Raw genomic sequence first — 15,270 nt, 5'->3', positions numbered from 1 at the left:
ATCGGTGTCCACGGTCCACAGCGCCGGCCCCGGTCCGGGGACCCGAACGGTCCACAGTGGACCCACGGAACTCCGGCCGGGTCGGGCGGCTCGGGCCGGCAGCGGGTGGTCGGGCAGCTCGACCGTGTCGTCCGGTTCGACGGCGAGCCCGGTGAGCGCCTCGTCGTCCGGTTCGACGGCGAGCCCGGTGAGCGCCTCGTCGTCCGGTTCGACGGCGAGCCCGGTGAGCGCCTCGCCGTCCGGTTCGACGGCGAGCCCGGTGAGCGCCTCGTCGGCTGGCTCGTGAAGAACCACCGGGCCGCGGCCCACCCCAGCGCCTGGTTGCGCTCGACGTAGTCGCGCATCCGCTTCTCGTACCGGGCGAACGCCTCCTCGTGCCGGCGCGTTCCCCCGGACCGGCAACCGGTCCCGGCCGCGCCCGTCTACTGCGGACTGTCCGGGTGCAGCAGGGCGGTCATCCGGGCGGCGATGGTGTCCCACTGCCAGTCCGACTCGACCCAGGCGCGGCCGGCCTTGCCCATCCGGGCCGCGAGCGACCGGTCGGCCAGCAACGTGACCAACCGGTCGGCGAGCGCCGGCACGTCGGTACCGGAGACCACGAAGCCGGTCTCGCCGTCGCGCACCGCGTCCGGCGCGCCGCCGGAGTCGCCCGCCACCACCGGCAGGCCGGTCGCCGACGCCTCCAGGTACACGATGCCCAGCCCCTCGGCCTCCAGCCCGCCGCGACGGGTCCGGCACGGCATCGCGAACACGTCACCGGCCGCGTAGTAGTGCGGCAGCGCCGCCCACGGCACCGACCCGGTGAACACCACGTCGTCGGCCACGCCGGTGTCGCTCGCCAGCCGCTGCAGCCGCTGCCGGTCCGGGCCGCCGGAGACGATCAGCAGCGCCGCGTCCGGTACCCGCCGGCGCACCGCCGGCAGCGCCCGGATCAGCGTGTCCTGCCCCTTGCGCGGTACCAGCCGGGACACGCAGACGATCACCGGCCGGTCGGCGAGGCCCAGCTCGCGCCGGATCGCCGCCCCCTCGGTGTGCACCAGGTCGGGCCGGAACTTCTCGGTGTCCACGCCCGGCGCGAGATGCTCCAGCCGGGCACCCCGCCGCCGCGCGTTGATCGCCCGGTCCAGCCGGACCCGGAAGTACTCGGCAAGGTAGGTGACCACGTCGACGTGGTGCCCGATCCGGCGCAACAGCCCGCGCGGTCCGGGCAGCGCAGCCCAGCCGGCCTCGTGCCCGTGCGTCTGCGCCACCTGGTGACGCACCCCGGCCGCCCGCAGCGCCGGCGCGAGCAGCCCCAGCGGCGCCATCGCCCCGTACCAGGCGGTGTCGCAGTCGTACTCGCGGGCCAGCGCCACCGCCGCCCGCCGGGCCCGCGGGGTGGGCAACAGCACCGTGGTGTCCGCCCGTACCACCGGGAAGGGCTGCTCGGCGTCGAACTGCGCGGCGCCGCGCCAGGACGACGCGTACACCACCAGCGAGTCGGCCGGCTGCCGCACCGCGAGCGCGTGCACGAAGTTCTGGATCCCCCCGGTACGCGGCGGGAAGTCGTTGGTGATCAGCAGGGTGCGGCCCATCCGGCGATGGTAGGCGCCGGCCGGCGCCCCCCGTCGCGGACCTGACGAACCCGGGTGCCGGGCGACCAGGCCGCTGCGCGGAACCTCGCGATCGGCTCGACCGACGCGGCCCCTGCCGCTAGCGGACGACGGTGGGGACGCGCCAGGAGGCGGCCCGGGCGAGGACCTGGCGGGTGCACTCGCTGGCCGGCACGCCGCGGACCACCGCCGGGCGCGGCCGCGCCGCACCGGTCAGCCGCGCCCGCGCCCACGCCTGTACCGGCCGCTCGACCAGGTGGTACGACAGCTCCACCGCAACGAGCATGACCAGCCAGGACGCCACGGTGGCGAGGTGGCCCGGATGGTGACCGCGCAGCTCCATCAGCGCCCGGCCGGGCAACAGGTTCCACAGGTACAGCCCGTACGAGATGGTGCCGATGTGCACCAGCGGGCGGGTCGCGAGCAGCCGGGCGAGCAGCGCCTCCGGCCGCTGGACGACGCTGACCACCAGGACGGCGGCCGCGACGGTACCCAGCGGCAGGCCCCACAGGTTGAGCGAGGAGCGCCCGATCGACCACAGCGGGCTCAGGCAGCTCACCGCCAGGACCGCCGCGCCGAGCCAACCGGCGCAGCGCGCCCACGGCAGCCGGTACCGCCACGCGGCGAGCGCGGCGAGACAGCCCACCGCGAGCGCGTCCATCCGGGTGAACGTCGAGTAGTAGAGCATGTCGTGCCAGCGCACCGAGTGCACGAACGTGACCCGCAGCCCGACCGCGATCGCCACGATCACCAGCGCCGCGGCGGTCGCCGCGAGCATCGGATGCCGGCGCGGCAACGACCGGTCGGCGTGCCGCGCCTCGGTACGAAACAGCCAGCGCAGCAGCGGCGGCCAGCCGAAGTAGAAGTGCTCCTCGACCGACAGCGACCAGCTCCAGGTGATCTTCCCCATCAGCCGCCAGAACCCGGCGAACACGCTGCTGAGGTACAGCAGTGCCGCGATGACCGGCACCACCGTGGAGAGCACGCCGTCCTGGCTGCTCCAGAACAGCGAGTGCACCACCGCGACGAGCAGCAGGCCGGGCAGCAGCCGAGCCGCCCGGCGCAGGTAGAACGCCCGCAGGTCGAGGTCGCCGGTGCGGTGCAGCTCGCCCAGCAACAGCGTGGTGATCAGGTACCCGGAGAGCACGAAGAAGACCGTGACGCCCATGTGGCCGCCGGGCAGCACCGCGGGCAGCGAACCCCAGCCGGGCGTGTGGAACACGATGACCGCGATGATCGACACCGCCCGGATCCCGTCCAGCGCCGGCCGGTAGCCCAGCGACGCCCGCGGCGCCGGTACCCGTGCGAGCGGGTGGGCCATCCGGTCGGTCACTCCTGGCTGCGTCTCGACGGTCGAGCGGTGGTCTTTGTAGTTCGCCGGAAATGACCGGAACGTTACCGGTCCGCGGTGAACTCGTCCGCGGCGGCGAGCCGCTGCACCGTGCTCGGATGGCTACCGAACAGGGTCTGCGAGACGCGGCCCGGATCCACGTCGGCCAGGTTGCGCAGCGCCAGCCGCCCCTGCATCGCCGCGAACGTCGCCGGATCGCCGGTCGTACGCAGCGCGTGCCGGTCGGCGCGCGCCTCCACCCGGCGCGACACCAGGTTGCCGACCGGTCCGAGCACCAGCTGCGCGACCGTGAGCAGCGCGACCAGCAGCCCCACCGCCCTCGGATCGGCCAGGCCGGTGGCACCCGCCAGGGCGAACGGCGCGTGCCAGGCACCGAACAGGTACAGCAGGCAGCAGCCGCACGCGGCGCCGAGCGCGCCGAGCCCGGCCGCGAGCGGTACGTCGTGGTGGCGGGCGTGGCCCAGCTCGTGCGCCACCACCAGCCGGGTCTCCGCGTCCGGCGCCGCGGACAGCAGCGTGTCGAACACGACGATGCGGCGGGTCGGCCCCAGCCCCGACACGTACGCGTTGACCGCGCTGCCGCGCCGCGACGCGTCGGCCACCAGCACCGCCCGGACGCGTACCCGGTCGGCGGCGGCCAGCGCCAGCAGGTCGTCGCGCAGCGGGGAGTCGGGCATCGGGGTGAACCGGTTGAACAGCGGCTCCACCAGCACCGGGAACACCATCGACAGCAGCAGCGTGAGTATCGCGGCGGCGCCGGCGACCGGCGCCCACCAGGCGTGCGGCCAGGCGCCGGTCGCGGCGAAGAACCCGGCCAGCGCGGCACCGACGAACACGATCCCGAGCACCGCACCGCGGCCGAGATCCACCGCCCAGCCGGCCCAGCCCTGCGTGATCAGCCCGTACCGGCGAAGCACCGCCCGACGCCGGGCCGCGAACGGCAGCCCGACCAGCTCGACGATCGCCACCACCGCGAGCCCACCCAGGACCGCGGTCACCAGCCGGCCGGCACCCACCGCATCGCCGATCGCGGTCACCAGCCTCGCGGCCAACGGGGTCAGCCCCAGCACCAGCACCGCGACCAGCTCCACCAGCAGGCCCGCGTACCGCAGCGGGAGCAGCTCGGCGGCCAGCGCCCGGCCGCGTGCCACCTGCTCGGCGGGCAGTCGAGCCAGCGCGGCGAGCTGCGCGGTCCGCGGCGGTACCGGGATGCGCCACGGCACCGCCACCCCGACGACGACGCCGGCCGCGACCAGCAGTACCGCCGCGACGACCGCGGCACCGACCAGACTCGCCATACCCGCAGCCTTCCAGACCCGGCCGTTCGCCGGTGCCCCGGCCACTCGTGCGGTATGCGCCGGCGCAATGTGCTTGCCCGCCGGCGATGCGTACCGCAGGCTGCGGGGATGCGCTTCTCGATCAACGTCCCGAACTTCGGGGACTTCGCCGACCCCCGTACCGTCGCGCTGGTCGCGACCGCGGCCGAGCAGGCCGGCTGGGACGGCCTGTTCGTGTGGGACCACGTGGTGCACGACAAGACGCGGCGCCGCGGGCAGCCGTTCGGCGACCCGTGGCTGCTGCTGACCGCCGCGGCCCTGGCCACCTCCCGGATCCGGCTCGGCACGCTCGTCACCCCGGTGGCCCGGCGCCGGCCGGAGCAGCTCGCCCGGCAGGTCGCCACGCTCGATGCGCTCAGCGGCGGGCGGGTCGTGTTCGGTGCCGGGCTCGGCGGCCCGATCGAGGACGAGTTCGGCAGCTTCGGCGAGCCGACCGATCCGGTGCTCCTCGCCGAACGGCTCGACGAGGGTCTCGACCTGCTGAACCGCTACTGGTCCGGCGAGCCGGTGAACCATGACGGGAAGCACTACCAGGTGCGCGACGTGCAGCTGCTGCCGGCGACCGTGCAGCGGCCCCGAACGCCGGTCTGGGTCGGTGGCTACTGGCCGCGCCGCCGGCCGATCCGCCGCGCCGCCCGCTGGGACGGCGTCGTCCCGCTGTTCACCGACGCCCGGCACGGCGAGGTGCCGTCCATCGGCGCGGTGCGCGAGCTGGTCGACTACGTCCGGGCCCAGCGCGCGGACCGGGACGGCCCGTTCGAGATCGTGCTGGGTGGTGCCAGCCCGGGCGACCCGGCGGCGGCCCGGGACCTGATCTCACCGCTGGCCGACGCCGGCGCGACCTGGTGGGACGAACGTCAGGTGCAGACGCTGGTCGGCTTCGACCGGCTCGCCCCGGTGCTGCGCCGCATCGAACAGGGCCCGCCGACCATCTAGGGTTCGGCCGGACCGTCCAACGCCGGGGCCGGCCAGGCCGCCCGGGTGGCGGGGTCGGAGTCCCGTGCCGGCGGCGGAGTCGCGACCCTGGCGCCGGACAGCTGGTCAGGCGGCGCGCCCGGACCGAGACCCTGGTCAGGCGGTGCGCCGGGAGCCGGCCTCGGGGGCCGGCTCGGCGGGCACCAGGCGCAGCCGCGGCAGCATGCCCGCATCGGCGAACACGTCCAGCGCGTGCTGCTCCTCGGCGTCGAGCTCCAGCTCGGGCGGCGGTCCCAGCAGGACGCTCACCACGCAGTCCGCACACGCGCGCCCCCGCACCGTGCACTGATCGCAGTCGATGATCATCGAACCTCCCAACCTGCGTGGCGGGCTCTCCCCCACCACGATTCGCACGCTACGCAGGGGGTACGACGTTTCCGTCCGGGCGAACCGACGCCATCTGGGCTGACGGCCCGCGGGCGAGCGCGGCGGCGATCCGCGGACGTCTGTGCTGGCGGCCCGCAGCCGGCGCGTGTGCTGGCGGCCCGCGGGCGTGTGCTGGCGGCCCGCGGGCAGCGCGCCGCGTACCACGGCGAACGCCGCGCCAGCGCGGTCAGCCGCGGGCGAGGCGGCGCAGCAGGGTGTGCGCGGACAGCGGGTACGCCCCGTGCCGGCGGACACCGTCGGCGACCTCCTTGTCGGAGGACACCACGACCACCACCCGGCCGTCCGGCTCGGCCCGGACCAGCCGGCGGATCAGCTCGTCGGCGATCTCGCCCTTGCGGCTGAACAGCACCCGCACGCCGCGAGGGGGCGGCGCGATGCCGTGTACCGGGTCGGCGCCGTCCCAGACGCAGGTCACCTCGGCGCCGGTCTGCGCGGCGAGCACGCCGAGGCTGGCCGCCAGCCGGTTGCGCTGCTGTTCCAGCGACAACTCACCGTAGCCGGTCTTGGTGACGTTGTAGCCGTCCACCACCAGGTGCGCCCGCGGCATCGCGAGCAGCTGGTCGAGCCGGGCCGGGTCGTCGGCGGCGAGCGCGCGGGCGCCGGCGCGCGGCCGGTCGGGCGTGTCCGCGGTCTCGGCGACGAAGTCGGCCGGCACCACCTCGACCGGGTCCAGCGCGAGCTCCCGGACCAGGCCGCGGGCGGCGTTGCGGACCGTCTCCAGCAGCAGCCAGACCCGGGAGTCGTCGAAGGCGTGTTCCTGCGCCCCGGCCGCGCGCGTCGCGGCGGCGGCCGCCTCGGCATCGGCCAGCCGGGCGTTGAGCCGGCGCAGCTCCGCCTGGTGGTCGCGCTCGGCGCGGGCCAACCGCCCCTTCTCGGTGGCGGCCTGTTCGCTGGCCCGGCGCTCCCGGTGCTGGCTCTCGCGCAGCTCCTTCTGCACCGCGCGCAGCTCGGCGCGCAGCTCGGCCAGCTCGGCCCGGGCCTGCTCCGCCTCGCCGCGCAGCCGGCCGTGCTCGGCGACCGCCGCCGCGCGGGCCTGCTCGGCCCGGTCGGCGCGCTGCTCGGCCTCCTTGATCCGGTGCTCGGTGGCGACCCGGTCGGTCTCGGTGCGCACCTCGTCGGCGGCGCCGACGACCAGGTCGACCCAGTTGTCCGGGCGCAGCAGGTAGGCCAGCGCGCCGACCTCGACCGGGTCGGCGGCGGCCGGCCTGGTCCCGGCGGTGACCGCGATCGTCAGCTCGCCGCCGGCGTCGGCGACCTTGTCCGCGACCCGCTGCCGGAACGCCGGGTCGCCGGCCAGCGCCGCGGCGATGCCGGTCCCGCCGAGCTTGGCCCGCTTGGCCGGGGTGAACCGCGCCACCCGGCGCAGGGAGGCGGGCACCTGGTCGAGCGGCAGCCCGCCCAGCACCGTGGCGGCCAGCACCACCACCCGCTGCCGGACCGCCTCGGGCAGCACCGGGACCAGCGCCGGGTCGTCGGCCGAGTCGATCGGGTTCGGTTCGGCACTCACGGGCGGGCTCCCCTGCTCGGGCCGCCCGCGCGGCGGCACCCCCGGGCCGCCCACCGGCGTCCGCTTCGTGCGGTGCCGCCGCCCGGCGTCCGGTCGCGGGCACGACGGTCCGCGACGTGCCGCTGCCGGTACGTCGAGGGCCACGGTCGGACCGCGGGTGCCGGGGTGCTCATAAGGACAGTTTGACATCGCCGGGTCGCCTCGGCACGTCAGCGCGGACGTGCTGCGGCCGGCCGGGCGTGCCGGCGGAGCGTCCCGCCGACCAAAGGCGACACATCGGCCCGTACCGATGCGACCGGGGGTACGCGGGCGTGCCGCGGGCCGTGCCGGGTGCGGCGTCGCTTTCGTCGTACCCGGCGCCTACCGTGCCGTACGTGCCCGTACCCCCCGTCCGTCGCAGCGGTGAACCCGCCTTCCGGCAACAGAGCATCGACGAGATCGGCCAGCCGCTGGCCACCACCACGTTCGTGGTGGTCGACCTGGAGACCACGGGTGGGTCGCCGGCCGACGCGGGCATCACCGAGATCGGCGCGGTGAAGGTGTGCGGCGGCGAGGTGCTGGGCGAGTTCGGCACGCTGGTCAACCCGGGGTTGCCGATCCCGCCGTTCGTGGCCGCGCTGACCGGCATCACCGAGGCGATGGTGGCGCCGGCGCCGGCGCTGACCGAGGCGCTACCGAGTTTCCTGGAGTTCGCCCGGGGTGCGGTGCTGGTGGCGCACAACGCGCCGTTCGACGTGGGTTTCCTGAAGGCGGCGTGCGCGAAGTTCGGCTACCCGTGGCCGGGGTTCCCGGTGGTCGACACGGTCACCCTGGCCCGTCGGGCGCTGACCCGCGACGAGGTGCCGAACTGCAAGCTCGCCACCCTGGCCGCCCACTTCCACACCGCGACCCAGCCCAGCCACCGGGCGCTGGACGACGCCCGGGCCACCGTCGACGTGCTGCACCGGCTGCTGGAGCGGGTGGGCAGCCACCAGGTGCACACCCTGGACGAGCTGGTCGAGTTCTGCCGCGCGGTGCACCCGGTGCAGCGGCGCAAGCGCGGCCTCGCCGACGGCCTGCCGCACGCGCCGGGGGTGTACGTGTTCCGCGACGGCTCCGGCCGCCCGCTCTACGTGGGCACCTCGCGCGACATCGCGACCCGGGTGCGCAGCTACTTCACCGCGGCGGAGACCCGGTCCCGGATGACCGAGATGCTCACCGCCGCGGAGCGGGTGGAGGCGGTGGAGTGTGCGCACGCGCTGGAGGCGGGGGTGCGCGAGCTGCGGCTGATCGCCACGCACAAACCGCCGTACAACCGGCGGTCGAAGTTCCCGGAGCGGGTGCACTGGCTGAAGCTGACCGACGAGCCGTTCCCGCGGCTGTCGATCGTGCGCAAGCTGGCCGACGACGCCGGCTGCTACCTGGGGCCGTTCTCGTCCCGGCGGACCGCCGAGACCGCCGCCGCGGGGGTGTACGACGCGGTGCCGCTGCGGCAGTGCACCCGCCGGCTGTCGGTGCGGACCGCGAGCCCGGCGTGCGCGCTGGCCGAGATCGGCCGGTGCGCGGCGCCGTGCGAGCTGCAGATCGCGCCGGCCGACTACGCCCGGCACGCCGACGCGTTCCGCGATCTGGTGCACGGCGACCCGGCGGTGCTGGTCGACCGGCTGCTCGCGCGCATCGGCGAGCTCGCCACCGACCAGCGGTACGAGGAGGCCGCCACGGTCCGCGGGCGGCTGGTGGCGCTGCTGCGGGCGGCGGTGCGGCTGCAGCGGCTGCGGTCGCTGACCTCGATCCCGGAGCTGGTCGCGGCGCGCCGGGCGGACGACGGCGGCTGGGAGCTCGCGGTGGTCCGGTACGGCCGGCTCGCCGCGGCCGGGACGGCCCCGCGGGGGACGGCGCCGCGGCCGGTGCTGGCGGCGCTGCTGGCGACGGCCGAGACGGTGCGCGGCGGGGTCGGCCCGACGCCGTGCGCGACGGGCGAGGAGACCGAGCTGATCCTCGCGTTCCTCAACCGACCGGAGACCCGGCTGGTGGAGTCGTCCGGGGCGGGCTGGTGCTGCCCCGCCAGCGGCGCCGAGCGGTTTCACGTTCTGTTACAGAAGGCCGACGCTGCGCGTTCTTCGACGGACCCGCTGTCCGACCGCGGAGGACCGCGTACGATTCATCGACCAACCCGTGCGACGGCCTGACCTGCGACTTGGGGTCCAGTGTGAGAAATGCCGTCATCGGGGATGCGACCGTTCGTTGGTATCCACCGATCGATCGGGTCTAATTGGCTCATCGGTCGTCCCGGTTCGCCGATTACGATCGGTGAGAGGACCCGTCAGGCCGGCTGGCCGGGCAGGAGGTTGCCGTTGAGTCTGGGAGCCAATCCGTCGCGCGCGGAGCTACCCGCTTTCGCGCCGAATCACGCCGCGCCCGGCAGCCGGGAACGCCGTGCCAGCGCCCCGCTGTACCGCTGGCTGCGGGCGATGCTGCCATGGGGCGGGTCGCAGGGCTCCGAGACCCCGATCGAGGCGGTGGTGCGCACCCACCGGGGCACCTATCCGCGCCCGGACGTGCCGCTGGTCACCCGCGCGTTCGCGGTCGCCGACAAGCTGCACGCCGGCCAGGTCCGGCGCAGCGGCGAGGCGTACATCAGCCATCCGCTCGCGGTCACCCAGATCCTCGCCGAGCTGGGCATGGACCCGGTGACGCTCGCGGCGGCGCTGCTGCACGACACCGTCGAGGACACCGACTACACCCTGGAGCGGCTGCGGTCGGACTTCGGTGACGAGGTGACGCTGCTGGTCGACGGCGTGACCAAGCTGGACAAGGTGTTCTTCGGCGAGATCGCCGAGGCGGAGACGATCCGCAAGATGATGATCACCGCCGGGCGGGACGTGCGGGTGCTGATCATCAAGCTCGCCGACCGGGTGCACAACATGCGCACCATCCAGCACAAGTCGCGCAGCTCGCAGATCCGCATCGCGAACGCCACCCAGGACGTGCTGGTACCGATGGCCGACCGGCTCGGCATCCACGTGCTCAAGGCCGAGCTGGAAGACATCGTGCTGCGCACCGTCGACCCGGACATGTTCCTGGAGATCGACAAGTACCTGTCCGAGCGCAGCGACGACGGCGGCTATCTGGTCGACGTGATCCGCACCGTCTCCGGCGCGCTGCGGGCCGACCGGATCGACGCCGAGGTGATTCGCCGGCCCCGGCACCACTCCTCGATCTACCACGAGATGACGCAGGGTCCACTGCGCGAGCCGAACGACCCACCGCGCATCGTGATCATCGTCGACGGGCCGGACACCGACTGTTACGCGGCGCTGGGCACCGTGCACGCGTTGTGGCGACCGGTGCCGGGCCGGTTCAAGGACTTCATCGCCTCGCCGAAGTTCAACTACTACCAGTCCCTGCACACCACGGTGATGGGGCCGGAGCGGCAGCCGATCGAGATCATGATCCGCACCGAACAGATGAACGACACCGCCGAGTACGGCATCGTGGTGCGGCTGCGCAACGGTACCGCGCCGACCGACGGGCCGGAACGGCTCGACTGGCTGCAGTCGCTGCTCGGCTGGGAGCGCGATGCGCTCGCCTCCACCGAGTTCCTCGACGCCCTGCGCTGTGACCTCTCCGAGGATCAGGTACAGGTGTTCACCACGGCCGGCGACAGGGTCCTGTTGCCGGCCGGCGCGACTCCGGTCGACCTCGCGTACTCGATGGATCCGCAGACCGGCGACCGGCTCATCGGCGCGTACGTGAACGGGCGGCTGGCCCGGCTGTCCACCGTGCTGGAGGACGGCGACGCGGTGGAGATCATCACCGCCCGGGCGGACGACTATCCGGGCCCGTCGAAGGAGTGGCTGGGCTTCGCCCGCAGCGCCAACGCCCGGCTGGCGATCGGCAAGTGGTTCCACCGGGGCGATGTCGAGCAGACGGCGGACACACTCAACGACCGGATCGACGCCGGCCGGGTGGCGGTGGCTCGCGCGCTGCGCCGCCAGCAGCGGTCGCTCGCGGTGGAGGATCCGCTCCTGTCCACCGCGCACGACCTCGGCTATCCGGATCTCGACGCGCTGTTCGTCGCCGTCTCGTCCGGCAAGCTGTCCGCCGACGAGGTGGTGCACCAGCTGATCGACTCGGTCGACCGGCCGAGCACCACCCCGTGAGGACGGCCGCGGGTTCAGCCCTCGTCGAGCCGTAGGGCGCCGGACGGGCACAGGCCGACCGCCTCGCGGACCCGGTCGGCGGTCTCGCCGGTGGGCCGGTCGAGGCGCGCCAGGACGACGCCGTCGTCGTCCTGGTCGAACACCGCCGGCTCGGTCAGGACGCACTGGCCGGCGCCGATGCAGACGTCACGGTCCACGGTGATCCGCATGCCGCCCCCTACCACTCGACCGGCATCTGGTAGATGCCGTAGATGCTGGCGTCGTCCTTGTACGGCAGTTCGTCGACGGCGCCGGCCAGCCGCAGCCCGGGCAGCCGCCGCAGTACGGTGTCGAACACGGCGGCCAGCTCGGCGCGGGCCAGGTTCTGGCCGAGGCACTGGTGCGGGCCGAACCCGAACGCGACGTGGTGCCGGGCACCGCGATCGAGGTCCAGCTCATCCGGCCGGTCGAACGCGGCCGGGTCGTGGTCGGCCAACAAACCGACGGCGACGACCCCCTCCCCCGGGCCGATCCGCTGGCCGCCGATCTCGACCTCCTCGGTCGTCACCCGCGCGGTCACCGAGTCGACGATGGTGAAGTACCGCAGCATCTCCTCGACGGCGAGCGGGATCCGGGCCGGGTCGGCGCGCAGCGCGGTCGCCTCGGCCGGGTGCTCGATCAGCGCCAACGTACCGAGCGAGATCATGTTGGCGGTGGTCTCGTGCCCGGCGATCAGCAGCAGCGCCGCGAGCGACACCAGCTCGTCCCGCGCGTACCGGCCGGTGGCGCGGCGGCGCACGATCTGGCGGCCGATCAGGTCGTCGCCGGGATCGCGTTCCTTGCCGGTGACCAGGGTGTCCAGGTAGGACATCAGCTCGTCCATCGCGGTGCTGCGCTCGGCACCGCCGATGTCGCGGCGCAGCAGCATGCCGCTGCGCTGCTGGAAGAAGTGGTGGTCGGCGTACGGGACGCCGAGCAGCTCGCAGATCACCAGCGAGGGCACCGGCAGCGACAGCATCGAGACCAGGTCGACCGGGTGGTCGGCGGCGAGCATCGCGTCGATCCGGTCGTCCACGATCTGCTGGATGCGCGGCCGCATCGCCTCGGCCCGCCGCACCGTGAACTCGCCGACGACCAGGCGGCGGGCCGCGGTGTGCGCGGCGCCGTCCATGCTGATCAGCGACAGCGGCCGGATCGGTTGCGTCGGCGCCTCGGCGAACGGTCGCGGGAACGCGGGGTGCCCGCGGTCGGCGCTGAACCGGTTGCCGTCGCCGAGCACTGCCCGGACGTCGGCGTGCCGGGCCACGAGCCAGGCGTACTGGCCGCTGGGCAGCCGGGCGGAGACCGGCCCGGTGCCGCGTAACCGGGCCAGCTGTTCGGACGGTTCGAACGGGCAGCCTCGCTCGATCGGGTACGTCGAAGCAGGAACGGGTGTCTCCGGTGTGGTGGCCACGGTCTCTCCCATCTGCCGATCTGGATGGTTTTCTTCCACTTGACCGTAGACAACCGGAGGAAGTTCGTCCAGATAGTCGCCATGAACTGGGCGAAATATGGCAGGTCACCGCTCCGGCGCGCCGCCGTGCGAGAATCCGGGCACGTGTCGACGAGGGCCGGCGTCGAGAGCCATGCGCCGGCTGCGACACGGACCGTGGGAGGACGACGATGACCGACGGCATCCGGATGCGGGCCGACGCGCGGCGCAACAGGGAGCAGATCATCGCCGCCGCCCGCACCCTGTTCGCCGAGGTCGGCCCGGACGTGCCGATGGAGGAGATCGCCCGCCGCGCCGGCTGCGGCATCGGCACCCTGTACCGCCGGTTCCCGGACCGGGCGTCGCTGATCCACGCCGTCGGCCTGGACAACCTGGAACGCATCCGTGCGGCCGCCCGCGCCGCCGTGGCCGAGGAGTCCGACCCCTGGCAGGCGCTGCGCCGGGTGGTCCGGCTCTCACTGGACCTGCGGCTGTCGCAACGGCTGTCGGTCTCCGCCGAGGAGGCGCCGGACAGCTTCCACCGCGACCCGGCCGCCAGCGCGGCCCGCCGGGAGATCCTCGACCTGCTGGACCAGCTCGTCGTCGCCGCGCAGCGACAGGGCAGCCTGCGGCGCGACATCGGCGCCGGAGACGTGCTGGCGATGGCGATCATGACGATCCGCCCGCTGCCGGGCTTCGACGAGGCCCACCGCGACCTGCTCACCGAACGCTGCCTCGGCCTGGTCCTGGATGCGCTCGCCACGGGCGGCGGCGAGCCGCTGCCCGGCCGCCCGCTCGGCCTCGCCGACGTGTTCCCGTTCGCCGCCGACGAGGTCACCGGCTCCCCGGGGTGAGGCTCGTACCGATCTCGGCGGCGGCCCGCTCGGTGGCGGCGCGGGCGGCGGCGAGCGAGCGCGCGGCCTGCGGGCGAAGACTCGCCAGCTGCGGAGCGAGATCGGCGAGCGCCAGCTCCGCGTTGACGAACCGCAGGTTCGCCGGCGCGACCCCCTGCCGGACGAAGTAGGCCCGCAGGTACGGGGTGTGGAAGTCGTTGCCCTCCTGCGGCGTGCCCGGCCCGTACGCACCGCCGCGGGCGCCGAGCACCACCACCCTGGTGTCGCGCAGCAGCGGCGCACCGGTCTCCGGATCGAGGTACGCGCCGGGGAAGGTGACCCGGTCGATCCACGCCTTCAGCCCCACCGGTACCGACAGGTTGTACATCGGTGCGCCGATCAGCACGGTGTCGGCGCCGCGCAGCTCGTCGATCAGTGGCCGCGACAGCGCCCACTCGCGCCGCTCGTCGGCGTTGGCGGCGAGCACGCCGACCGCACCCAGCGGTACCCCGCCGCGGCGCTCCACCCGCCGGCCGAGCGTGCAGTAGCCGGTGCCGACCGGCGGGACCGGGTCAGCGGCGAGATCCCGGTACCGGTACGTCGCCGTGGGGTGCGCGGTGCGCCAGCGGTCGGCGTACCGGGCGGTCAGCTCCCGGCTGATCGACTCGCCGGACCGGTTGGCGCTGGAATCGAGGTGCAGCAACGACATCGTGGTTCTCCTGTCACCGTTGAGGCGTCGGGTACGTCATTCCGGTTGACGGGCTACGACGGGAGGAGGTGACCGTGCAGGTGGCGGACGACGGGCTGACGGCCCGGTTCGAGGCGGAACGCGGCCGGCTGCGGGCCGTGGCGTACCGGATGCTGGGCGAGCCGACGGCGGCCGAGGACGCCGTGCAGGAGGCCTGGCTGCGGCTGAGCCGGGTCGACGCGGACGAGGTGGACAACCTGGGCGGCTGGCTGCGCACCGTGATCACCCGGATCTGCCTGGACGTGCTGCGCGCCCGCCGGGCCCGCCCGGAGGACCCGACCGAGGCCGGCCAGCTCGACGAGGTGCCCGGCGCGGCCGCCGAGCCGGCCGAGACCGCGGTGCTGGCCGACTCGGTGAGCCGGGCGCTGCTGATCGTGCTGGACACGCTGGAGCCCGCCGAACGGGTCGCGTTCGTGCTGCACGACATGTTCGCGGTGCCGTTCGACCAGATCGCGCCGATCGTGTCGCGCAGCCCGGTGGCCACCAAGAAGCTCGCCAGCCGGGCCCGGCACAAGGTCCGGGGCACCACGGCGGTACCGGCGGACGAGCTGGCCCGGCAGCGCCGGGTGGTGGCCGCGTTCCTCGCCGCGGCGCGCAGCGGCGACCTCGGCGGCATCCTCGCCGTACTGGCACCGGACGTGGTGCGCCGCTCCGACCCGGCCGCCCTGCCGCCCGGCGCAGCCGCGGTCGTCCGGGGTGCGCAGCAGGTCGCCCGCGGCACCGTGGCGCTGGCCGGCCGGTCCCAGCTGGCCGAGCTGGTACTGGTGAACGGCCGGATCGGCGCGGTCGTCGCGCCGGGCGGGCGGCTGCGGTTCGCGCTGGCGTTCCGGGTCGACGGCGACGTGATCACCGAGTACGAGGTGATCGCCGACCCGAACCGGCTCGCCCGCCTGGACCTCGCCGTACTGCCCTGATCGGGGTGCTGTCCCGAGCGTGGCCGGGCCGGTA

Annotated in this window: 14 protein-coding genes; 6 read left to right on the top strand and 8 right to left on the bottom strand. The window is 74.4% G+C overall.

What is annotated here, in order from left to right; all coding sequences use genetic code 11:
- Positions 1-105 precede the first annotated feature (105 nt).
- The gene (locus Asera_RS16340) at positions 106-336 is read left to right on the top strand and encodes a hypothetical protein (protein ID WP_030448925.1); all 231 of its coding nucleotides are present in this window, start codon (positions 106-108) and stop codon (positions 334-336) included.
- Between the two features lie 86 nt (positions 337-422).
- Here Asera_RS16340 and Asera_RS16335 read toward each other — a convergent pair whose 3' ends face one another.
- The 3 genes from Asera_RS16335 to Asera_RS16325 all read right to left on the bottom strand — a co-directional run bounded on the left by Asera_RS16335 (position 423) and on the right by Asera_RS16325 (position 4,241).
- Entirely contained in the window at positions 423-1,574 is a 1,152-nt protein-coding gene (locus Asera_RS16335; RefSeq protein ID WP_030448924.1) for a glycosyltransferase family 4 protein, read from the bottom strand.
- 118 nt (positions 1,575-1,692) lie between these two features.
- Positions 1,693-2,925, bottom strand: a complete 1,233-nt coding sequence (locus tag Asera_RS16330) for an acyltransferase family protein (protein ID WP_030448923.1) — start codon at positions 2,923-2,925, stop codon at positions 1,693-1,695.
- Positions 2,926-2,987: 62 nt separating this feature from the next.
- The gene (locus tag Asera_RS16325; RefSeq protein ID WP_030448922.1) at positions 2,988-4,241 is read right to left on the bottom strand and encodes a M48 family metalloprotease; all 1,254 of its coding nucleotides are present in this window, start codon (positions 4,239-4,241) and stop codon (positions 2,988-2,990) included.
- A gap of 108 nt (positions 4,242-4,349) precedes the next feature.
- Between Asera_RS16325 and Asera_RS16320 the strand changes: the two genes are divergently transcribed.
- Positions 4,350-5,216 carry an LLM class flavin-dependent oxidoreductase gene (locus Asera_RS16320; RefSeq protein WP_030448921.1) on the top strand — a complete coding sequence of 289 codons (867 nt, stop codon included), beginning with the start codon at positions 4,350-4,352 and terminating at the stop codon, positions 5,214-5,216.
- A 135-nt stretch (positions 5,217-5,351) separates the two neighbouring features.
- Here the strand turns inward: Asera_RS16320 and Asera_RS16315 are convergent, their stop codons facing one another.
- Together Asera_RS16315 and Asera_RS16310 are read right to left on the bottom strand one after the other, a co-directional pair.
- Complete coding sequence (locus tag Asera_RS16315; RefSeq protein WP_051802846.1) at positions 5,352-5,561, bottom strand: hypothetical protein; 210 nt, start codon at positions 5,559-5,561, stop codon at positions 5,352-5,354.
- A 247-nt stretch (positions 5,562-5,808) separates the two neighbouring features.
- Entirely contained in the window at positions 5,809-7,338 is a 1,530-nt protein-coding gene (locus Asera_RS16310; RefSeq protein WP_084132557.1) for an NYN domain-containing protein, read from the bottom strand.
- Between the two features lie 239 nt (positions 7,339-7,577).
- Between Asera_RS16310 and Asera_RS16305 the strand changes: the two genes are divergently transcribed.
- Complete coding sequence (locus Asera_RS16305) at positions 7,578-9,317, top strand: DEDD exonuclease domain-containing protein (RefSeq protein ID WP_244844183.1); 1,740 nt, start codon at positions 7,578-7,580, stop codon at positions 9,315-9,317.
- Between the two features lie 165 nt (positions 9,318-9,482).
- Positions 9,483-11,291, top strand: coding sequence for a RelA/SpoT family protein (locus Asera_RS16300; RefSeq protein ID WP_244843909.1), 1,809 nt, complete (start codon positions 9,483-9,485; stop codon positions 11,289-11,291).
- Positions 11,292-11,305: 14 nt separating this feature from the next.
- Here Asera_RS16300 and Asera_RS16295 read toward each other — a convergent pair whose 3' ends face one another.
- Together Asera_RS16295 and Asera_RS16290 are read right to left on the bottom strand one after the other, a co-directional pair.
- The gene (locus Asera_RS16295; RefSeq protein WP_030448916.1) at positions 11,306-11,500 is read right to left on the bottom strand and encodes a ferredoxin; all 195 of its coding nucleotides are present in this window, start codon (positions 11,498-11,500) and stop codon (positions 11,306-11,308) included.
- A gap of 8 nt (positions 11,501-11,508) precedes the next feature.
- Complete coding sequence (locus Asera_RS16290) at positions 11,509-12,735, bottom strand: cytochrome P450 (RefSeq protein WP_051802844.1); 1,227 nt, start codon at positions 12,733-12,735, stop codon at positions 11,509-11,511.
- A gap of 197 nt (positions 12,736-12,932) precedes the next feature.
- On the opposite strand from Asera_RS16290, the gene Asera_RS16285 reads away from it, so the two are divergent.
- The gene (locus Asera_RS16285; RefSeq protein WP_030448914.1) at positions 12,933-13,595 is read left to right on the top strand and encodes a TetR/AcrR family transcriptional regulator; all 663 of its coding nucleotides are present in this window, start codon (positions 12,933-12,935) and stop codon (positions 13,593-13,595) included.
- On the opposite strand, the gene Asera_RS16280 is transcribed toward Asera_RS16285, so the two are convergent.
- The gene (locus tag Asera_RS16280) at positions 13,576-14,283 is read right to left on the bottom strand and encodes an FMN-dependent NADH-azoreductase (RefSeq protein ID WP_051802843.1); all 708 of its coding nucleotides are present in this window, start codon (positions 14,281-14,283) and stop codon (positions 13,576-13,578) included. The two genes, Asera_RS16285 and Asera_RS16280, sit on opposite strands and share 20 nt — an antisense overlap.
- Positions 14,284-14,351: 68 nt before the next feature.
- On the opposite strand from Asera_RS16280, the gene Asera_RS16275 reads away from it, so the two are divergent.
- On the top strand, positions 14,352-15,236 hold the full coding sequence (locus Asera_RS16275; RefSeq protein ID WP_280529733.1) for a sigma-70 family RNA polymerase sigma factor: 885 nt from the start codon (positions 14,352-14,354) through the stop codon (positions 15,234-15,236).
- The last annotated feature ends 34 nt before the right edge of the window (positions 15,237-15,270 follow it).

The organism is Actinocatenispora sera, assembly GCF_018324685.1.
In the GTDB taxonomy this organism is placed as follows: Bacteria; Actinomycetota; Actinomycetes; order Mycobacteriales; family Micromonosporaceae; genus Actinocatenispora; species Actinocatenispora sera.
The sequence above is the reverse complement of the archived record's forward strand: the minus strand, read 5'-3'. Positions and strand labels throughout refer to the sequence as shown.